Annotated in this window: 21 protein-coding genes; 16 read left to right on the forward strand and 5 right to left on the reverse strand. The window is 40.9% G+C overall.

What is annotated here, in order from left to right:
- Positions 1-125: 125 nt before the first annotated feature.
- Positions 126-1,403 carry an MFS transporter gene (locus ID47_RS03430; RefSeq protein WP_051908519.1) on the forward strand — a complete coding sequence of 426 codons (1,278 nt, stop codon included), beginning with the start codon at positions 126-128 and terminating at the stop codon, positions 1,401-1,403.
- A 190-nt stretch (positions 1,404-1,593) separates the two neighbouring features.
- Here ID47_RS03430 and ID47_RS03435 read toward each other — a convergent pair whose 3' ends face one another.
- A complete protein-coding gene (locus tag ID47_RS03435) occupies positions 1,594-2,154 on the reverse strand; it encodes a GNAT family N-acetyltransferase (RefSeq protein ID WP_198022334.1) in 561 nt (186 codons plus the stop codon).
- 357 nt (positions 2,155-2,511) lie between these two features.
- On the reverse strand, positions 2,512-3,291 hold the full coding sequence (locus ID47_RS03440; RefSeq protein ID WP_038463892.1) for a penicillin-binding transpeptidase domain-containing protein: 780 nt from the start codon (positions 3,289-3,291) through the stop codon (positions 2,512-2,514).
- 306 nt (positions 3,292-3,597) lie between these two features.
- Here ID47_RS03440 and ID47_RS03445 point away from each other — a divergent pair, with 306 nt between their 5' ends.
- On the forward strand, positions 3,598-4,890 hold the full coding sequence (locus tag ID47_RS03445) for an outer membrane protein assembly factor BamB family protein (RefSeq protein WP_038463895.1): 1,293 nt from the start codon (positions 3,598-3,600) through the stop codon (positions 4,888-4,890).
- A 101-nt stretch (positions 4,891-4,991) separates the two neighbouring features.
- Entirely contained in the window at positions 4,992-6,353 is a 1,362-nt protein-coding gene (der, locus tag ID47_RS03450; RefSeq protein ID WP_038467023.1) for a ribosome biogenesis GTPase Der, read from the forward strand.
- A 458-nt stretch (positions 6,354-6,811) separates the two neighbouring features.
- Here the strand turns inward: der and ID47_RS03455 are convergent, their stop codons facing one another.
- Positions 6,812-7,732: an EamA family transporter gene (locus ID47_RS03455; protein ID WP_051908524.1), complete on the reverse strand. Its 921-nt coding sequence runs from the start codon at positions 7,730-7,732 to the stop codon at positions 6,812-6,814.
- A gap of 273 nt (positions 7,733-8,005) precedes the next feature.
- On the opposite strand from ID47_RS03455, the gene ID47_RS03460 reads away from it, so the two are divergent.
- Both ID47_RS03460 and ID47_RS03465 read left to right on the forward strand, forming a co-directional pair.
- On the forward strand, positions 8,006-8,686 hold the full coding sequence (locus ID47_RS03460; RefSeq protein ID WP_038463898.1) for a phosphatidylserine decarboxylase: 681 nt from the start codon (positions 8,006-8,008) through the stop codon (positions 8,684-8,686).
- Positions 8,687-9,505 carry a CDP-alcohol phosphatidyltransferase family protein gene (locus tag ID47_RS03465; protein WP_051908526.1) on the forward strand — a complete coding sequence of 273 codons (819 nt, stop codon included), beginning with the start codon at positions 8,687-8,689 and terminating at the stop codon, positions 9,503-9,505.
- 281 nt (positions 9,506-9,786) lie between these two features.
- Here ID47_RS03465 and ID47_RS03470 read toward each other — a convergent pair whose 3' ends face one another.
- Positions 9,787-10,104 (reverse strand): leucine-rich repeat domain-containing protein, encoded by a 318-nt coding sequence (locus ID47_RS03470; RefSeq protein ID WP_038463901.1) that lies wholly within the window; start codon positions 10,102-10,104, stop codon positions 9,787-9,789.
- A gap of 386 nt (positions 10,105-10,490) precedes the next feature.
- On the opposite strand from ID47_RS03470, the gene ID47_RS12305 reads away from it, so the two are divergent.
- Positions 10,491-10,667 (forward strand): zinc-finger domain-containing protein, encoded by a 177-nt coding sequence (locus ID47_RS12305; RefSeq protein ID WP_075261557.1) that lies wholly within the window; start codon positions 10,491-10,493, stop codon positions 10,665-10,667.
- 188 nt (positions 10,668-10,855) lie between these two features.
- Here ID47_RS12305 and mltG read toward each other — a convergent pair whose 3' ends face one another.
- A complete protein-coding gene (mltG, locus tag ID47_RS03475; protein ID WP_038463904.1) occupies positions 10,856-11,830 on the reverse strand; it encodes an endolytic transglycosylase MltG in 975 nt (324 codons plus the stop codon).
- A gap of 329 nt (positions 11,831-12,159) precedes the next feature.
- On the opposite strand from mltG, the gene ID47_RS03480 reads away from it, so the two are divergent.
- The 10 genes from ID47_RS03480 to gatB all read left to right on the forward strand — a co-directional run bounded on the left by ID47_RS03480 (position 12,160) and on the right by gatB (position 19,215).
- The gene (locus ID47_RS03480) at positions 12,160-12,447 is read left to right on the forward strand and encodes an RNA recognition motif domain-containing protein (RefSeq protein WP_038463907.1); all 288 of its coding nucleotides are present in this window, start codon (positions 12,160-12,162) and stop codon (positions 12,445-12,447) included.
- Positions 12,448-12,577: 130 nt separating this feature from the next.
- Positions 12,578-12,910 (forward strand): iron-sulfur cluster insertion protein ErpA, encoded by a 333-nt coding sequence (gene erpA, locus ID47_RS03485; RefSeq protein WP_038463910.1) that lies wholly within the window; start codon positions 12,578-12,580, stop codon positions 12,908-12,910.
- 130 nt (positions 12,911-13,040) lie between these two features.
- Entirely contained in the window at positions 13,041-13,982 is a 942-nt protein-coding gene (locus ID47_RS03490) for a hypothetical protein (RefSeq protein WP_038463913.1), read from the forward strand.
- Between the two features lie 8 nt (positions 13,983-13,990).
- Positions 13,991-14,404, forward strand: coding sequence for a hypothetical protein (locus tag ID47_RS03495; protein ID WP_038463916.1), 414 nt, complete (start codon positions 13,991-13,993; stop codon positions 14,402-14,404).
- Positions 14,299-14,835 (forward strand): hypothetical protein, encoded by a 537-nt coding sequence (locus tag ID47_RS12805; protein ID WP_232223260.1) that lies wholly within the window; start codon positions 14,299-14,301, stop codon positions 14,833-14,835. Before ID47_RS03495 ends, ID47_RS12805 begins: the two co-directional genes overlap by 106 nt.
- Positions 14,832-15,029 (forward strand): hypothetical protein, encoded by a 198-nt coding sequence (locus tag ID47_RS03505; protein WP_038463922.1) that lies wholly within the window; start codon positions 14,832-14,834, stop codon positions 15,027-15,029. Before ID47_RS12805 ends, ID47_RS03505 begins: the two co-directional genes overlap by 4 nt.
- A 128-nt stretch (positions 15,030-15,157) precedes the next feature.
- Positions 15,158-15,925, forward strand: a complete 768-nt coding sequence (gene xth, locus ID47_RS03510; protein ID WP_038463925.1) for an exodeoxyribonuclease III — start codon at positions 15,158-15,160, stop codon at positions 15,923-15,925.
- Between the two features lie 23 nt (positions 15,926-15,948).
- Positions 15,949-16,236: an Asp-tRNA(Asn)/Glu-tRNA(Gln) amidotransferase subunit GatC gene (gene gatC, locus ID47_RS03515; RefSeq protein ID WP_038463927.1), complete on the forward strand. Its 288-nt coding sequence runs from the start codon at positions 15,949-15,951 to the stop codon at positions 16,234-16,236.
- 8 nt (positions 16,237-16,244) lie between these two features.
- Positions 16,245-17,732 carry an Asp-tRNA(Asn)/Glu-tRNA(Gln) amidotransferase subunit GatA gene (gatA, locus tag ID47_RS03520; protein WP_038463930.1) on the forward strand — a complete coding sequence of 496 codons (1,488 nt, stop codon included), beginning with the start codon at positions 16,245-16,247 and terminating at the stop codon, positions 17,730-17,732.
- A gap of 1 nt (position 17,733) precedes the next feature.
- The gene (gatB, locus tag ID47_RS03525) at positions 17,734-19,215 is read left to right on the forward strand and encodes an Asp-tRNA(Asn)/Glu-tRNA(Gln) amidotransferase subunit GatB (protein ID WP_038463933.1); all 1,482 of its coding nucleotides are present in this window, start codon (positions 17,734-17,736) and stop codon (positions 19,213-19,215) included.
- Positions 19,216-19,264: the final 49 nt, after the last annotated feature.

A 19,264-nucleotide genomic window follows, 5' to 3' on the forward strand; every position in this document is an offset into this window, starting at 1 on the left:
AATGTTATATCAATTCTCTCAAAAATAAAACGATAATTTTTTGAAAAAATTAAAGTATGAAAAATACCTTAACCCCTTACTTTTAGAGGGATAAAGAATTTAATAATAATAATAAAAATAAAGCTATGGGAAATCTTGCTACCTCTAAGAAAAAATCCTTTGCTCTGATACAAATTGGCGCCTTTCTTGAATATTTTGATCTTTATCTGTATGTGCATATGGCCGTCTTGCTGAATGATATATTTTTTCCCAAAACAGATCCTTACACAGCTGGCTTAATTGCTGCTTTCACTTTTTCTTCTACTTATATCCTCCGTCCTATAGGAGCCCTTGTTTTCGGGTATTTAGGGGATAACTATGGTCGAAAATCGACAATTATTATAACCACCTCACTGATGGCCTTTTGTTCTTTTGTCATTGCCTCCCTTCCTTCTTACGAAAAAATAGGGATAACGGCTTCGATTGTTATGATTTTATGCCGAATGCTGCAAGGTTTCTCCTCAATTGGTGAATTCATTGGGGCTTTAACGTATGTGGCAGAGTCAACAAAGGCACCTCAATCTTATTTTTATACCAGCCTGGTCGCCTTTTTTACAGGATTGGGAAGTACATTTGCTTTATTGGTAGGGTCTGTATTTTTAATGATTGATAGTAACGAGGGATGGAGAACAGCGTTTTATTTTGGAGCTGCCATCGCTGTCATTGGCTCCGTTGCACGAACACAGTTGAGAGAAACGCCCGAATTTCTTCAAGAGAAAAAACAAACTAAATCAAAGCAAGTTAAATTAAATCAACTTTTGCCTTCTAAACAGACCAAAAAATACTTCTTCTGTTATTTAGGTGTCGAATGCTTACGGCCGCTTTATTTTTATTTTAGCTTCATTTATTTAGGCCAGTTTTTACGCACGCACTTCGGTTATAGTGCAGCGGAGGTCATTCACCACAACCTTTTTATTTCCGGTGTAGAAGCCATAGCCATTTTAGTATATGGGCGAATGGCACTTAAAATTTATCCACTCGATATTTTAAAGGTACGCGGATTGCTCTTCTTAGGCTTTGCGTTTTGTTTACCATTCATGATCAACCACGCGGCAACACCATTTCAATTATTCTTGATTCAATGTGGATTGCTGATTTTAGGAGAAGGAGTTACGCCTGCCCATGCCCTTTTTCTAAAAGCCTTTCCGATTATTGGCCGATACACCCAAGCCGCTCTTGCTTATGCTATATCGCGCATTATAACAACAATTTTAACATCCTATGGGTGCGTGTTTATCGGGGAATATTATGGAATAGTGGGAATTACCGGCTTTTTGATTATGGCCATCCTGCTTCATTTATATTCGATCTACCAATTCAATAAAAATTATGACACTAAATCACAAGAAATCTATCAACACTAAGACCTGCGAGGGAATTTAAGCTACGCTGGCTCGTAAAATCTTTAACATGGTCTTGAGGACTATGGTTTTAGATTGGCCAAGTCAATTCACCTAAAAAATCCACTCAAAAAAGGTAGAAGCCCAGGTACCTCTCGAACACATTGAACTAAGCGGTTCATAGGTGTTCCCTTGGTTTTCATAGGAATGAAGATTATTCTTTTTCGTTAAGTAGAAAATAATCCCTGACAGTACCATACTTCTCAACATTTTGACGGTTAAGATCACGTTTAAAGCCCAACTTTCTTTCCAGAATGGCCATGGAGGCCTTATTTTTGGGATGGACTGTTGCTATAAAAGGGCCACCGACAAACTCAATGACAAGCCGAGATGCTGCGGTCGCCAATCCTCTTCCGCCAAAAGCTGGTGAGATACAATAAAAAATTTCAGTTCTCTCTTCTTGATCATGAGGGTGGAAAATGGAAACACTACCAGCGATTCCGCCATGTGCTAAAATAGCCCAATGATAAGCTAAGCTTTTCTGACAATCATTCCTTTGAGCGCGAGCTAAAGCTTGCTTTTTTATTTCTTCTATTGTCAAGGGTATACCAGGACCGAAATATTTTACTACTTCTGCATTTGTGTAAATAGGACACAGGGCCTTATAGTCTTCAGGAAAGAGAGGGCGGAGCATTGTGTTTTCACTTGCCATAAAGTTTTTATAGGGACTTAATGGCAGATCTTGCTTTGGGTTATACTGTATATCTTTGTCCATAGCCATTAAGCTACTTGAACCTGAAAGGGCCAGACCTATTGTAATAATCTTAAGGAAGCGCAAAAATATTCTCCGATTAAAATGTTTTGAATTTATTTATTAAAGTGAATTTTCTTGCTGACAAAACCACCAAGAATTCCGATGAAAAATGGATAATCAATCCGTTAGATTTTAAATCCTTTATTAACATCTTATCTTCATAAATGTTGATAACGAGGCGCAAGTTCAATCGGAAAAATAGCTAAGTCGTGGAAAAAGAGATAAGATAGTGCCCATTAAGGGTAATACTCCCAGATAAAACCCATGGAAGGAAATTTTATCTGGGAAATTTATAAGGTTATCCAGAAATGCTTACGGTTATGATAATATAAGGCTTACTAATTGGTCTTTGGCCATCTCTTTTGCTATTCTACCGCTGGTGATAGGGGAATTATTTTTTTCAATAAATTGTGCAAAAACTATACGCCTGTCGCCTTTTTCGATCCATCCAACAAACCAACCAATAGTTCCTCCACCGGTCTTTCCATAAAGCTTCCAGTCATCCCACATGTCTTGTGCAACGATAAGATTGATTGTATTTTCTTGCGCTTCTTTGGATAGGGGTAGCTCTCTTTTGCTTAGCTTTTCCATAAATTCAACTTGTTCCAAAGCCGATATTTGTAGAGAGGATCCCAGCCATGAATTGAAAATTCCGTCATTTTTACCAGAGGTACCCGAAGTATCAGCATTACCGTAATTAAGTTTTTGGGTATACTCTTGAAATTTCTCGAACCCCAAAGTTTGTGTAATTTCTTGGGAATACCACACAACAGAATAACGCATCCATGTCGTTGGTGTTTGAGCTCTAGGCCAAAGCAGCATAATAGGAAACTTATTAGGCGCACCTAACCTTTCTTTGATATCATTCCTAAACTCTATCAATGGTTCTTCTGCCGATTTTAATATTCCCGCATCAAATCCCATTAAGGCAAGCGGTACTTTAAAAGTTGAAAAAGGTGAGTGCCGCTTGGTGCAGGGGCCTTCTTGCTTTACAATTTTGCCATTTTCCTTTGCAATAAAGCAGTCGTCAGAAGAATGTGCACTGCCGAGACTGATAGTAGCAGCCATCAAACCCATACATAGTTTCTTTAATACCATAGTATAAATCCATTAATTTATATTTTCTAAAAATTAGGGGGAGAGATCAAAAGGGGGAGAGATCAAAAAAATTAACATTTAAACTAACTCCAACCGTACAGAAACGTACGCTAAAGAGTACTTCTACTCTATCAGGGTTAATTTGGCAATATAAGAATCTATTCTTTCAATAATTTATGGATAGTAGATCTTTCATCCAGACCTTGACAGCATATTCCAGTCAGAGGGGATGACTATTATAGTCAACCTTGCTTTTTTGCTGGTAATCTTTCATAAATAGAATAAATGATTTGAAAAGGTGCCCTAATGAACAGAAACCTATTACTCTTGACATCCGCCGTTGCCCTCACCGCCTGCGATACATTCTCGTCAAAGGATCCTCTTCCGGGCAAACGTGAAAGCATCTTTGTCCAGGAAGCGACGGTTAAGCAAGAAGCTGTTGGCGGCAAAGCATCGTTATCCCTTAAGAATGAAACTCGAAATAAAGACTGGTCAGTTCCTGGTGGCACTTTAGATCATTCACTCGACAATCTTGCCCTTAATAAAGATTTGAAAAAACTATGGTCTACCTCTATTGGATATGGCAACAGCAGCCACAAGCGCTTAATTTCAAATGTGGTTGTTAATAACGGTATAATTTTCGCCATGGATACTCATGGTTTGGTTAGCGCTATAAAACTTCAAGATGGTACTGTCCTCTGGTCAGCAAATACATCACCCCAAGATACAGAAGCCGACACTCTTGGTGGGGGCGTATGCGTCAACGCCAGTACTGTATTTGTCACCACATCCTTTGGGGACGTTATGGCGCTTGAGGCAAAAACAGGGAAAGAATTGTGGAAACAATCTTTACAAACTCCTTTCCGTATTGCTCCAACGCTGCATAGAGACCATGTTATTGCTATCAATGTGGCCAACGAGGCTTATGCCCTTGATATTAAAACAGGGGAGGTCAAATGGAGCCATATTGGACTTCCAGAAGCAACAGGTCTTTTGGGGGGCGGCGTTCCAGCCATTGAGGGTGATAAAATTATTGTCCCCCATTCCACCGGAGAAATTTATGCTCTTTCTGCCTCAACAGGTCAGCCCCTATGGGTGGAAGCTTTAAACCCTGCGACAGCCTTTGATCCACTGTCCAGTATCAGCCATATTCGGGCACGCCCCGTGATTTACCAAGGCAAAGTTTATGCCATTAGCCACGGTGGTCGCATGGCTGCATTTGATCTTAATAGTGGTAACCGCTATTGGCAAAAAGATGTTGGTGGCCTCAGGACCCCAGCAATCGTTGGCGGTTATATTTTTATGATTAGTAACGATAATGATCTTGTGTGTTTGAACACATCCAATGGTCAAATTGTTTGGGCTCAACCGCTTAAAAATCCAGCTGGTGAAGAAAAAATTAACTGGGCTGGTCCTATCATGGCAGGGGGCAAATTAATTCTAACCAATTCAACGGGCAAGATTGTCTTTATTAATCCAGTGGACGGTAAAGAATTATCAGCCATTGACCATGGCGATAATATTAGCTTATCACCTGTAATCGTGGATGGTAAATTGTTAATTCTATCAGAAAATGGCACGCTAACTGTTTATGGATAAATAGGATAATCATTCCTATATATATATTCTTAGGATGTAAAGGGAGTGTCACCCCCTAATACATCCATAACTCTTTTATGGCAAACAAAAAGCTAAGTAAAATGAAGAAAATCGCAATTATTGGCCGACCAAATGTCGGGAAATCAACTCTATTCAATCGCTTTGCAGGAAAACGCTTGGCATTGGTTCATGATATGCCTGGCATGACACGCGACCGTAAGGAAACTAATGGAAAACTTTATGATTTGTCATTTAAGATTATTGATACAGCCGGCTTAGCCGATCCTGATTCCTCTATCTTAACCAAAAGAATGTTTAGCCAAACTCAAATGGCAATCGATGAGGCAGACTTAGTTTTATTTGTTATCGATGCCCGGGAAGGAATTACACCTTACGATCGTGAACTGGCTAATCATTTGCGCCGTCAAAACAAACCAATTATTGTTATCGCGAACAAATGTGAAGGCCGCCACGGTGAAACTGGCTATTCTGAAGCCATGAGCCTTGCTTTAGGCGATGTTGTTGCAATTTCTGCTGAACATGGCGAAGGTTTATATGACCTGTATGAATATATGTTGCCTCTCTTCCCGACTGTTGAGAATGAAGAACCTGAGAACGATCAGGAAGATACAGGAAAAGCTGCTAAAAGGCGCCCCTTAAAACTTGCAATTGCTGGTCGCCCAAATGCCGGAAAATCGACATTAATCAATCGTCTCATTGGCGAAGAACGTCTTTTAACAGCTGACATGCCGGGCGTTACTCGGGATGCCATTACTGTTCAATGGAATTACAAAGATCAGGCGATTGACCTTATTGACACAGCGGGGATGCGCCGTCGCAGTCGAATCGACCAAGCGTCCGAAAAACTCGCCGTTATGGATACCCAACGGTCCATTAACTTTGCTGAGGTGGTCGTGCTGATGATTGATGCCACCTGCCCCTTTGAAAAGCAAGATCTTACAATTGCTTACGATATTGTTTCCGAAGGACGGGCATTAGTATTAGCGTTGAACAAATGGGATCTGATTGAAGATAAATCTGGGTTACTTAAATCCATTCAAGAAAAACTAGAAAACCAATTGACTCAAGCACGTGGTATTCCCTGTATTCCAATTTCCGCCCAACACGGTCGAGGTTTAGATAAATTGATGGATGCGGTGATGCTAATGTACAGCAACTGGAATCGTCGTATCTCTACTGGACAATTAAACAAGTGGTTATCTTTTGTGACAGAAAACCATCCAGCGCCTGCGGTAAATGGTCGACGGATCCGTTTAAAATATATGACTCAAGCCAAGACACGTCCCCCTACTTTTGCCGTATTTGCTTCCCAAGCCAGCCAACTGCCCGATAGCTATTCGCGCTACTTGATCAATAACCTGCGCAAGGACTTTCAGCTGGATGGCGTGCCAATTCGTATTTTTGTACGCGGTGGGAAAAACCCATACGACGATAAAAAATAATTAATTATAGCCAAACCAGTCTTAGGTTTATAAAGGATTGGCTATAGCGGGAGATTTTTAAATTTATTGATTGGTTGCTGAAGTCGCTGGGTGTTGGTCTCCCACAACCCCTGCTTCTATTCTGCCGGCCAGTTCCTAGAGGCACCTTACTATTGCCGCAGTAAATTTATCATCTCCTCAGAACCATAAGCGCACCGTATAAATGAGGAGCATAAAATCACAGGCCTCTTCAATCAAAAACTCCAGCCCCATCTCCTCATATTTTTGCTTAGTTGTTGGGGGGTACACCTCTCAGATATTGAATATTGGATCACTAAAGTTAATGGTGGGTTGATCTGTAATAAGGGATGATACAATAGAACTTTGCAGCCTAATTTTTTCTCCGAACCACTACCGGTCTAAACTATATTTTGCACGAGAAATAATAAAATAAAGATATGCATAAAATTAAAGGCTTATTAAGCTGCTTTTTGTGGAATTTCGCTAACCACTCGCTCTTGATCAGTCGACAGATTAACAGAGATATTTTTCCGAGTACGCCACTGATTGACCATAAGACCTGAAAAAATTAAGACCGAGGCAATTGCAGTTTCCAGGGTGAATCGTTCATCTAAAAATAGATTAGCAAAGATTATACCAAAAACTGGGATTAACAGCGAAAATGGTGCCACCATATGGGGTTCATAGCATCGCATCAAATATGCCCAAAGAGTTGAACCAATCCATGAAGCTAAACATGCTGTATAGGCCAAACAAATCCACCCTCTAAAGGACATAGACAGAATGCTCTCAGTAATCCCTACAATACCAACATCGTGGAGACTTATACACAATAAGGGAAGAGGCACAACGATCGACGACCAAACAGTTAAAGCAAACATGTCGACGTCACCAGCCTTACGGTAAATAATATTTAAAATTCCCCAACAGATAGCAGCAGCTATAATAAAGATAAAACCAAGAAGGGAACTCTCTACCTGCATTTGCCAGCCAATTAAAATCATCCCCGCAAAGGCAATTAACATACCTAATACTTGATTCAATCGAATTTTTGACTTCAAGAGCACCACAGAAAAAATTAAAGTAAAGAATGCTTGGCTTTGTAATACTAGGGAAGCAAGGCCTGCAGCCATCCCAGCTGCAACGCCCATCGACATAAGGGTAAACTTTAAAAGACCCGACATTAGCCCTACCCCAACAATAAGAGGCCAAGAAACCTTTGGTTTTTTAATGAATAAAATAGGTAAGGCTACAATAAAAAAACGTCCTGCTCCATATAAATATGGATGCATTTCCTTTAAACCGACTTTAAGGACAATAAAATTAAATCCCCAAATGGCTGCTACTAAAATAGCTAAAAAGATATGCCGGAAAGACATTTTAAATCGCTAACTCTTCTAAAGAAGAAGATAATTTCAACCAAATAAACACGAAATTATCATACCAGGTAATGTAAGTGATTCCAATATATTCCTTTCCTGTCACCTTAAATGGGGGACAGATTTTAAAGATGTATCACGACCAATATTTGGCTCGGCTCGAGCTTATAAAAAGAGTAAGCTTAAAAAATTTTCCCAAATTCAACTGTACTTGCTTTTTTGGATAAAATCAGGCATTTTAAACCAAAATTATTAACAGAAAGATACTTTCCGATGATGTCCGTTTTCGCCCCCATCCATAAAGATGGAATGAAATTTGTTCTAATTTTTGCTGCAATTTCTATCCTGCTCTATAGCTTCTCTCATCCGTTAGGGGTCATTGGTTTTATCCTAACAGCCTGGTGTATTTATTTCTTTCGTATTCCAAAACGCGTGACGCCTATCCGCGATGGTTTAATTGTTTCACCAGCTGATGGTATTGTCAGTTTAATTGCGGATGTTGTGCCACCAAAAGAGTATGATATTGGGACAGATCCCCTTACACGGGTCAGTATTTTTCTAAATGTTTTTGATGTTCACATTCAACGCACCCCCATTGCTGGAACTGTTGAAAAAATCATTTACCATCCTGGTAAGTTCCTTAATGCGTCTCTCGATAAAGCCAGTGAAGATAATGAACGCCAAACAATTGTCATCAATAATGGAAAGTTCAAAATAGCCTGTACGCAAATTGCTGGCTTGGTTGCTCGACGTATTTTATGCCAAACATCAGAAGGTAAAGTCATGAATGTTGGTGAGCTTTATGGGCTTATTCGTTTTGGTAGCCGGGTTGATGTTTACCTTCCAAAAGGCGTTGCCCCTCTTGTTATTATTGGCCAACGGATGATTGGTGGCGAAACAATTCTAGCCGATTTAATGTCAACCGAAGCGCGGCGCCAAGGATCTCCTAATTAGATGTCAGAAACAAAAAAACCAAAAATAAAGACAAAAACCACACGCCCTCTTGCCAAACGGTTACCGGAACGGTTTAAGGCAACGCGTGAGCGCATGTCAAATGTTAACATCGCGCTTATTTTTCCGAATTTGGCGACAGTAATCGCCCTTTGCATGGGATTAAGCGCTGTACGGTTTGCCTTGCAGGAACGTTGGGAGTTTGCCGTTGGCGCCATTTTCTTGGCCGGTTTATTTGATGGAATGGACGGCCGCATTGCGCGCATGCTCAATGCGACAAGCCGTTTTGGGGCTGAGCTGGATTCTTTATCTGATTTTATTAGCTTTGGAGTTAGCCCTGCCATCGTTATTTACCTAAAATCTCTACATCAATGGCAAGGTCTTGGTTGGCTATTCTGCCTCTACTTTAGCGTTTGCCTTGCCCTTAGACTGGCTCGATTCAACACCATTAGCATTGAAGGACGCGAACCGGTAGGAACAGAAAACTTCTTTAATGGTTGTAATGCCCCCTCTGCTGCTATTCTTGTTTTAATTCCCACAATGCTTGACATTGAATTTCATGACTGGGGCTTATGGTTAAAGCCTTGGATTAATGCACTCTTCCTTTTTGGGATTGGGTCTTTGGCAATTAGCGTGGTTCCCATGTTTTCCTTTAAAAAGGTTAATATTGAACGCAAGTATTTCCCGCTTGTTCTCGTGGGTATCACGTTTGTTGCTGGTTCCTTATTTGCCACCCCATGGATTACCCTGTCTCTTCTCATGTTAAGTTACCTGGCAACAATTCCGCTGAGTATCAAGGCCTACAGAAAAATAGTGAGCTAACGCGAAGGGCTTAGCTCAAGTCTGTTTTGTATGGCTTCATGCAAAAATTAGAAGCCTGTGATTTCTAGGTTTAGATTTTTCCCCCTTAACTCACTCACATCATCGACATCTGTCCCTAATAAATAAAGGCTTTGGAAGTGAGTCCAATTGCCTAAATATAAACAACTCCATTTTCACCTTAAGTCTTATAGAAAACCTTTCTGGCGAGAAAAAACTATAAAAAAATACGCTAACTTCTTAGAAATTAGCGCAAAATTTACCTTATACCCTGTAGACCAAAATTAAAAATCTAATAATATGCCTAGCTCAGGATTACGGATCTTCAACTCACTTTCCTCACTGACTTGTGTGTCCCTTAAATGAAGGGGTTTCAGATTTATGGCTGAGCCAAGGGGGCTCACGTTACTGACGGCTGTATTGAATAAATAAAGCTCTTCAAGATGAGATGCTCCCTTTAACCCAGTGATATCAGTAACCAATGTCTCGCTTAAATTAAGAATTTTCAGGTTGGATGCTTTACCCAACTCCCCCACATCTTTGACAGGTATCTCGGATAAGTTAAGCTCTTGAAGCTGTGGTGCACGGGCCAATCCACTCATATCACAGACTTCTTTAGAACGTAAATCAAGAAATGCTAGATTGTGGGCTGTATCCCAAGGGAATGTCTCAATGGCGTGGGGATTACTTATCCTTAAACAGCCAATCGCGGGCAAATAATCCGCCAGATCTTTTATATCCTGCTCAGCTTCGTGGCGTAGGTAGAGAGAGACAAGGAGTTTCTGCTCTGCTGCTTTTCTGTCTAATCAGGGGGGACCACCTCTCACATTAAACGATATATATTCAAAATTGCCTCCTATTGATGATAATTATAAAAACTTATATCACTTATATAGCCATATAGATTTAATTTAACCCGCTTTTTTTGTAGAAAAATCACGCCACAAATTCTAACATAATTGAATATAAGCTTATTAGAGAGGACCTAATGACTGAAGATATTCGTTATGTAGAAGCTAAGGTTGTTAACTGCGATGGAAATGGTAGCAAGGATGGATTAGGCCATCCCAGCATCTATCTTAATGTCGGCAAGGAAGGCAAGGCTGACTGTCCTTATTGTAGCAGAACCTTTATTTACGAAGGATTACGGAGTGATAATCACTAATAAAGTTCTTATAGGTTGGGTGTGCCTCCTGAATATAGGCCAAACTCTAGAGTCTGATCATGAGCCCCCTCTTCTAATTAAACCCCAATCCCACACATGCATGGGCTATATTAGCAATGTCCTTTTGAGTTGCCTGCCATTCTGCGACGATTCCGCTGACAAGAATGACCACGAGCACTACCTTACCGCTAAGGGCAGGCCTTTCCCAACATCCTACGGTACTGATCCACAAAGGCATTATGCTGAGTCAGACTCGCACTAAAGTTATGTCCCCCGGCGCCATTGGCAACAAAGAACAACTCCTTACTAATGTGAGGATCAACGGCAGCTTGAATAGCCGCGCGTCCCGGACAACAAATAGGGCGAGGCGGCAGCCCATCCACAATGTACGTATTATAGATTGTTTCTGACTTTAAATCTTGTTTTGTAATCTTACGGCCCAGCTTTGATTTACCAAGGGTAATTCCATAGACAACCGTTGGATCAGCCTGCAGGCGCATCCCTTTATTCAGGCGATTAATAAAAACACCTGCGACTCTTTTGCGTTCATCCTGTCGGCCTGTTTCTTTTTCAACAATCGAGGCCAAGGTTAAAGCTTCAAGAGAGTTTTGATAAGGCAAGCCCCCTTTTCTTTTTCCCCACACATCAGACAAAGCCATAATCATCGCAGCTTCCATGCGATTCACCAAAGACTGGCGCGTATCACCATAAACATAGGTATAGGTTTCGGGCAGCATAAACCCTTCGCCGGGAATATGCTCAATCTCGCCGGTCAATAGCTCAAGTTTATTGATTTGGTCAATATGATCAGCAACCGTATTACCTTCAGCAAAGGTAACCTTGTGAACAATAACTTTACCGCAGCATAAAATGCGAATAATTTCGGTCGGACGAGCGTGATTAGGAATTAAGAATTCCCCAGCTTTTAACTTACCCCATTGGCGATTCAAAGCAGAGGCTAAAAAAAACACATATTGATTTGAAATGAGTTTCTTTTGCAGCAACAAGTCTGCAACCTCAACCATTCCCATGCCTTTTTTAATGATCACAGCTTCATCAGCGGCCCTTGTTACTGGAGCATAAACACCTCCTGTACCATAAAGCAGCCAGGCCATCGTGGCCATCAATAAAATGGTGATAAATAAAAATGTTTTCTTAATCATTAGATCACACCTTATAAAATGATATGCTTTTAAATAGAAACAAATCCATATAACTCATATAGTGACTGTTTTGTCAAATTGCAGGAAATATTGCAAAACATTTCCTTTACAATTTTCACCGAAAATGCCTATAGTTCAATTGTATCGTCTTCATTTGTTGTTAGAAAAGTTCAGTTACTTATTTCGCCTCTTATTTGTGTTTTGTTCTTAACCACTTTTTAACAGCCGATCAGACTACAATATTAAAGTGTGATACGGTTGCGTCCAGGTCTTACGAGCCAGTTTTTGTGAACCTAGTGCGCCGAGCTTAATTTTAAAGGAGGTTCATTGTGAACAATAAGCTATACGTCAGTAACTTGCCTTACTCTGTTAACGACCAAACATTGGCTCAGCTATTTGGGGATCACGGAGTAGTTATTTCAGCCAAAGTCATTACTGACAAAATGAGCGGACGCAGCAAGGGATTTGGCTTCGTTGAAATGGAAACTGAACAACAAGCAGATATTGCTATGGAAAAACTAAATGGTCAAGATCTTAATGGTCGTCGTATGAACGTTGCTATCGCTCGTCCAAAAGAAGAAGGGGCAGAGCGTCGTCCAGCAATGGCTCGTCGATAAGACAGTTGTTTCTATTAAAAGCCCCCACCTTGGGGGCTTTTTTATAAGCCCACTCCCAAGTCTCTTGCAAAAACCGATAAATAGACTATAAATTATAATATACAGGCGATAATTTATAGGGTATGAGAGCATGTCACAAAATTTTTCTATTTCTGATAGCGCGGCTCGACGCATTACACAGCTTTTATCCTCTACTGAAGCAAAGGGCTCCATGCTTCGTATTTCTGTTGCAGGTGGCGGATGTTCTGGTTTTCAATACTCTTTCCTCTTTGATGACACTGTGTTGGCTGATGATAAAGTCTTTGAAAAAAATACTGCCAAAGTTGTTATCGATGAAATTTCTTTAGGACTCTTGCAAGAGTCCATCTTAGATTACGTTGAAGATATGGTTGCCTCGACCTTTGTCATAAAAAATCCTAATGCGGCCTCCTCTTGTGGCTGCGGCAATTCATTCTCTATATAATATATACTTGATAATTTAAATTTTTATTCTTATATACCGATATATAATATATATATTATCGTAAAACCCTACAGGAATATAATGTTTAGAAAATCAATAATAATTTTTTTACCTTTACTTTATTAAGCAGTTGCAATTAAGCAGTTGCAGTGATGCTTCTGAGGTAGCGACAGGAACAACAATAATAAGGGATGTTAATCAGTCCTCTCTTCAAGAACAACAGAAAAGCTTTAGTGAAACCATTGATGGATTAATACCTCTCACTCAAGCGCATTTAGATTTTGCTGATAAATTTATTGCAAGCATCGCAACCTTTAAGACAGACCTTTCTGAAATTAACGATGTTGAGACTGAAAATTTTGTGAAATTATACCTTTCAAGGTCCTTTACTGTAGACCGAGATAAAGTATCCTTAAGAAATTTAGTCAGACACCTCTATTACCTCCAAGCTAATGATCAAGCTACTACCCGTTATATTTTAGATGTTTTAGAGAGTTTGAAATGGGCAATCATGGATCAGAAAATTGAATTTACTCATCCGGAGGTTCAAAAAGCTTTAACCAATTTACTAATAAATATAGCCGATATAACTGAGGCCACTAGTATTGATATTGGTACTCTCATCCAATCATTACAGTCTGTAAAAGATCAAAACACTAACCAAACCATGATAGAGACACTTTCTTCTATAAAGTCCTCCCTCCTTCCTCGAAAGGAAAAATCTGCTTTATATGATACTTTTATCAATCAATATATTGATAAAAAGAAAAATCCTGATATTGTTCAACAACATGAATTATGTATGTTTTATATAGAGCTCGAAAAATGGTTACATCCATTTTGTCACTACCTACCTAAAAACTTTGATGATTTTATTAATATGAATAAAAAGGTATCACCTTTTAATATTCAAATTAATATTCTCGTGATAGTAAAGACGAAAAGCTTGTGCCAGATTATAATTGATGAAGTAAATGGTGTTAAACTTACAGCCGCTAAAGCTAAGCTACGCGAACGCATTAAAGCACAATTTAAAACTCTTGCTGATGAATTCCCCCAAAGGAAGAAATAGATAAATTTTTGAAAAAACATAATACTTTAAAACAAGCAATTCTTTTAGAACAAAAGACCCAGCTTAAACAAGCACCTAAGCTTAGTAAACAGCCTAGAACTCTTTCTTCCCTTAAACAGCCCCCTCTTGAGGTATCAACTATTTCTGAGCAGCCGATGACGAATATAGGAATTCCTGTAGCAGCCACAGTGATAGCGCCTCTCCCTCGTGTTTCCATCCCCTCAATGGAGGATATGCCTCTTACCCCTCCAGCTGACATAGAAAATCTAAGCAAACATCCACTACAATTAGAAGAATTAAAACAACCAGAAGAAGAATGGGTGGATTATTGGACATGGCTCAAGCACAGAACTTTCCAACCACCTCCAACCATAATCAGGATGAAACAAATTTTACTAAACCATCCACGCCAGTTAACTTAAATGAAACCCTCAACGGTGATGCTTTGAAATTCTTTCAAGCTGTGTTTGGATTAAGAGGACATAATGTTCCCCGAACACATTTCAATGAATTTTTACGACACGTCGGCGGAAGTAAAATGAAACAAACCCCCTTTGGGTTAAAGTTTGTTGATTTAGATGATAAAAGTGTTTTATGCACCTATGCTATTCCCGATCTCCTAAAATCAGTAAATGTACGATTCTTTAAAGTTCATCAACCTCATGGAAATGAGACCTTCTCTAAGAAAACATTAGGATTCTTTTTCAAGCCGCAATTAATCTCGGCGGGTTATTGTCCCGCTGACTTATTGCCTGAGCAACAAAGCTCCCCATCACAAGGAACAAGCTCAACAGCAACAGCTAAATCCAAATCGATCAAAAAGAAAAAAGCTAAGAAAGCAAACAAGAAATGATAACACGTACAATTATAAAACAGTATTTAATTCGAACATCTGATGATATCCTTTACTGCATGGAAGCAGGCATTTTGCCTTGTTTTTATGAATCCCAACTTGCTATGAATGATTTTATCATTCAACAATTTGACTTTTTTGTCTCGAAACTTATTCTGGCAAACCAGGATCCCTCCTCTTTCCAGGTACTCTAAGTTCTGATAGGGTCAAATTATAGTGTTTACAGGGGGGGTTTTCCTTCATCCCGGACAAGTACAGCGATGCTTCGGCCAGAATGAGGTTCTTAACGCCCCTCTCATTAACCATGTAAAGGACCTGATTCATGAAGATCGTCACCTGGAATGTCAACTCAATTCGTGCGCGTCTCGAAAATATAGCCGACTGGTTGCGCACCCACCATCCTGATGTAGTTTTACTGCAAGAAACAAAATGTCAAAACCATGATTTTCCTTTAGAAGCCATCGAAGATTGTGGCTATAATGTCGCTGTTCATGGGCAAAAAAGCTATAACGGTGTTGCCATTCTTTCAAAATATCGAATTGAAGATGTAATTAATGGCTTACCTCCCTTTACGGATGACGACCAAGCCCGCTATATCGAAGGTGTTACCAATGGCGTTAGAGTTGCATCTGTTTATGTCCCCAATGGAAATACTGTCGGGTCAGAAAAATACCACTATAAATTAAAATTCCTAGACCATTTGCACGATCATCTAAAGGCAACACTTTTGTATGAAGAAGCTTTTATCATCGGGGGTGACTATAATATCGCCCCTACAGATGATGATGTAAACGATCCCGCTGGTTGGCACGAAAAAATTCTATGCTCCACACCCGAGAGGAAATCCTTGCGAGCCATCCTTAATCTTGGGTATAGTGATGCTATCCGTATTCATCATCAAGGCAAGGGACCCTATACCTGGTGGGATTACCGCAGCGGTTCCTGGCAAAAAGATGATGGCTTGCGGATTGATTTGCTTTTACTTTCCCCACAAGCGGTTGATCGCTTAGCAGGATCTGGTGTGGACCGAGATCCTCGAGGATTGGAAAAAGCATCAGATCATGCACCCACATGGTGTACACTATTATAAATAAGTGAATAGAAGAGAAGTATATGTCATTAACCAGAGAAAATGTGGCGAAAGTCGCAAAGTTAGCTCGGATCCGACTTGAAGAGGCAGAGCTAGATGCTATGAAAGTAGAAATTAACGGTATCCTGAATTGGATTGACCACCTCCAGCAAGTTAACACCGATGGTGTTGATATTTTCTCTGAACAACAAGAGCAACATCTTCCAGAACGCCCCGATATTGTTGACGATGGCAATATCGTTGACGCCATTTTGGCTAACGCGCCTGAAAAAACCCACGGTATGTTTGCCGTTCCAAAAGTTGTTGAATAGGTTGAATGATGACAAAAACAAATCTTACAGAATTAACGCTGACAGAAGCGAAAGATGGTCTTGCTCGCAAAGAGTTTTCCGCCCTTGAGTTAACACAAGCCTTTATTGAAGCGATGGAACAAAATCGTCATCTCAATGCTTATGTGACAGAAACGCCAGAGCTTGCTTTAGAACAAGCCAAAGCGTCTGATGCCCGCTTGGCGGCAGGGAATGCCGGTAAATTGGAAGGCCTTCCCCTTGCAATTAAAGATCTATATTGCACCAAGGGTGTCAAGACCACGGCTTCCTCCAAAATGTTGCACAATTTTGTGCCTCAATACGAATCAACGGTTACGCAAAACTTGTGGAACGAAGGCGCTGTTATGTTAGGAAAAGTTGCCATGGACGAATTTGCCATGGGATCATCCAACACAACCAGTTATTATGGTAATGTTATCAGTCCATGGAAAGAAAAAGATCGCCCGGAAAAAGAACTCTGTCCGGGGGGCTCTTCCGGAGGATCAGCAGCGGCCGTGGCCGGACGCTTGGCTTTGGCAGCCACCGCCTCTGACACCGGTGGATCGATTCGCCAACCGGCAGCCTTTACAGGCCTTGTCGGCATAAAGCCCACGTATGGATTATGTTCTCGTCGTGGCATGATTGCTTATGCATCCTCTTTAGATCAAGCCGGCCCCCTCACCCATACAGTAAAAGATGCAGCTTTAATGCTTGAAGTCATGGCTGGTCATGATCCCCTGGATTCAACCTCCTTAAATGTTGAAATTCCAAACTTTTCTAGCCTTCTCAAAAGCGATCTTAAAGGTCTTAAAATTGGTGTTCCAAAAGAATATATCGAGGGGCTGGGTGACGAAATGCTCGCTGAGGTTAATAAGGGAATTGAATGGGCAAAGTCCCAAGGAGCAACCATTCATGAAGTTTCGCTGCCCATGACCTCCTATGCTCTGCCGGCTTATTACGTAATCTCGCCAGCAGAAGCTTCCTCTAACCTTGCCCGTTATGATGGTGTGCGTTATGGTCTGCGGGTTGAAGGATCAACATTAGATGAACTCTATGAAAATACCCGTCGCGAAGGATTTGGTATGGAAGTCCGACGTCGTATTATGATTGGAACATACGTCCTCTCGGCAGGATACTATGACGCTTACTACCTAAAAGCACAGCGTGTCCGCACTCTCATTCAAAAAGATTTTGAGCGCGTCTTTAAAGAAGTCGATTTATTGCTAACCCCCACTACCCCCGGGTCAGCTTTTGCACTGGATGAAAAACCAACTGATCCTGTTCACATGTACTTACAGGATATTTATACTGTGACTGTCAATCTTGCCAACCTTCCTGGAATTGCGATTCCGTCGGGATTGGATCAACAGGGATTGCCCCTCAGCCTGCAGCTGATTGGTCCGCGCTTGAGTGAGCAACGCCTGCTAAATGCAGCGTTGGCGCTGGAGGAATGCGCAGGGTTTTCCAGTTTGGTTAAAGATCTAAGAAAGGCAGCTTAACATGTCAGAAAATAAAAACCTCATTCAAGGGCGCACAGGGCTATGGGAAGTTGTCATCGGTCTTGAAGTCCACGCTCAAGTAAACTCTAAGGCGAAACTTTTTGATGGATGCTCCACGGATTTTGGGGCGGACCCTAATACTCAAGTTGGTTTCTTTACAGCGGCGATGCCGGGAATGCTGCCGGTTATCAATCATCTTTGCGTGGATCAAGCAATTAAAACTGGACTTGGATTAAATGCCGTTATTAATAAGTTTTCAGTTTTTGATCGTAAAAATTATTTCTATGCTGACTTACCGTGCGGTTATCAGATTTCCCAATTTACACGTCCCATTGTCAGTGGCGGGTATTTGGATATCGATTTAGAGGATGGTGAATCTAAACGCATCAATATTACTCGATTGCACTTAGAGATGGATGCCGGTAAAAGCATTCACGACTTGCATCCTACAAAAACCTATATTGACTTAAACCGCAGCGGTATTGCCCTGATGGAAATCGTGTCAGAACCAGAAATGCGATCTAGCGCTCAAGCCATGGCCTATGTAAAAAAGCTGCGCTCTATTTTACGCTATATGGGAACTTGTGATGGGAATATGGAACAAGGCAGCATGCGGGTTGACGCTAATATTTCCTTACGCCGTCCCGGCCAACCCTTTGGCACCCGAGCCGAAATTAAGAACGTCAACTCAATTCGGTTCTTAGGCCAAGCCATCGAATTTGAAATTGCGCGGCAGCTCGACATCCTCGAAGATGGTGGCGAAATTGTGCAAGAAACGCGTTTATTTGATCCTGGCAAAGGAGAAACTCGATCCATGCGCAGTAAGGAAGACGCCCATGATTATCGTTATTTCCCCGATCCTGATCTGTTGCCCCTGCGCTTAACAGATGAAAGAATCAATGCGATTCATGCCACCATGCCAGAACTCCCCGATGCTAAACGTCAACGCCTCATGGCTGAGTTTGGCTTACCACTTTATGATGCAACTGTGATTGTTTCTGAACGCGAAACCGCAGATTATTATGAAAGGGCTGTCGCCGCCCTCACTGCTAAAGATAAAGTGCAAGGGGCCAAACAAATTGCTAATTGGTTGATGGGTGACGTTTTTGCTGCCATGAATCGAGACAACAAGACGGTCGAAACAATGCCGTTAGAAGCTAAAAACCTGGCAGGTATGATTGACCTAATTCTTGATAATACCATTTCAGGAAAGATTGCTAAGGACGTTTTCCTTAAAATGTGGGAATCTGGCAAAGCTCCCGCAGCCCTGGTCGAAGAACTCGGTCTCAAGCAAATCACCGATGCCTCAGTGATTGAACAAGCTGTTGATGAAATTTTGACTCAGCATGCCGATAAAGTTGCTGATTATAAAGCTGGAAAAGAAACTTTATTTGGATTCTTTGTCGGTCAAGTGATGAAAGCCACCCAAGGTAAAGCTAACCCTGGCATGGTTAATGACCTGATTAAAAAGAAGCTTTCTTAATTATTTTCCTGGCTCAGAAAACCCTCTTTTTTCAGTCGTTCTTATCTCC

This window comes from Candidatus Paracaedibacter acanthamoebae (genome assembly GCF_000742835.1).
Lineage (GTDB): Bacteria > Pseudomonadota > Alphaproteobacteria > Paracaedibacterales > Paracaedibacteraceae > Paracaedibacter > Paracaedibacter acanthamoebae.

Bases quoted from the DNA above. Each gene is read 5' to 3' on its own strand.
- ID47_RS03430 (WP_051908519.1), top strand. From the start codon at position 126: ATGGGAAATCTTGCTACCTCTAAGAAAAAATCCTTTGCTCTGATACAA.
- ID47_RS03435 (WP_198022334.1), bottom strand. From the start codon at position 2,154: ATGGACAAAGATATACAGTATAACCCAAAGCAAGATCTGCCATTAAGT.
- ID47_RS03440 (WP_038463892.1), bottom strand. From the start codon at position 3,291: ATGGTATTAAAGAAACTATGTATGGGTTTGATGGCTGCTACTATCAGT.
- ID47_RS03445 (WP_038463895.1), top strand. From the start codon at position 3,598: ATGAACAGAAACCTATTACTCTTGACATCCGCCGTTGCCCTCACCGCC.
- der (WP_038467023.1), top strand. From the start codon at position 4,992: ATGAAGAAAATCGCAATTATTGGCCGACCAAATGTCGGGAAATCAACT.
- ID47_RS03455 (WP_051908524.1), bottom strand. From the start codon at position 7,732: ATGTCTTTCCGGCATATCTTTTTAGCTATTTTAGTAGCAGCCATTTGG.
- ID47_RS03460 (WP_038463898.1), top strand. From the start codon at position 8,006: ATGATGTCCGTTTTCGCCCCCATCCATAAAGATGGAATGAAATTTGTT.
- ID47_RS03465 (WP_051908526.1), top strand. From the start codon at position 8,687: ATGTCAGAAACAAAAAAACCAAAAATAAAGACAAAAACCACACGCCCT.
- ID47_RS03470 (WP_038463901.1), bottom strand. From the start codon at position 10,104: ATGAGTGGATTGGCCCGTGCACCACAGCTTCAAGAGCTTAACTTATCC.
- ID47_RS12305 (WP_075261557.1), top strand. From the start codon at position 10,491: ATGACTGAAGATATTCGTTATGTAGAAGCTAAGGTTGTTAACTGCGAT.
- mltG (WP_038463904.1), bottom strand. From the start codon at position 11,830: ATGATTAAGAAAACATTTTTATTTATCACCATTTTATTGATGGCCACG.
- erpA (WP_038463910.1), top strand. From the start codon at position 12,578: ATGTCACAAAATTTTTCTATTTCTGATAGCGCGGCTCGACGCATTACA.
- ID47_RS12805 (WP_232223260.1), top strand. From the start codon at position 14,299: ATGGGTGGATTATTGGACATGGCTCAAGCACAGAACTTTCCAACCACC.
- ID47_RS03505 (WP_038463922.1), top strand. From the start codon at position 14,832: ATGATAACACGTACAATTATAAAACAGTATTTAATTCGAACATCTGAT.
- xth (WP_038463925.1), top strand. From the start codon at position 15,158: ATGAAGATCGTCACCTGGAATGTCAACTCAATTCGTGCGCGTCTCGAA.
- gatC (WP_038463927.1), top strand. From the start codon at position 15,949: ATGTCATTAACCAGAGAAAATGTGGCGAAAGTCGCAAAGTTAGCTCGG.
- gatA (WP_038463930.1), top strand. From the start codon at position 16,245: ATGACAAAAACAAATCTTACAGAATTAACGCTGACAGAAGCGAAAGAT.
- gatB (WP_038463933.1), top strand. From the start codon at position 17,734: ATGTCAGAAAATAAAAACCTCATTCAAGGGCGCACAGGGCTATGGGAA.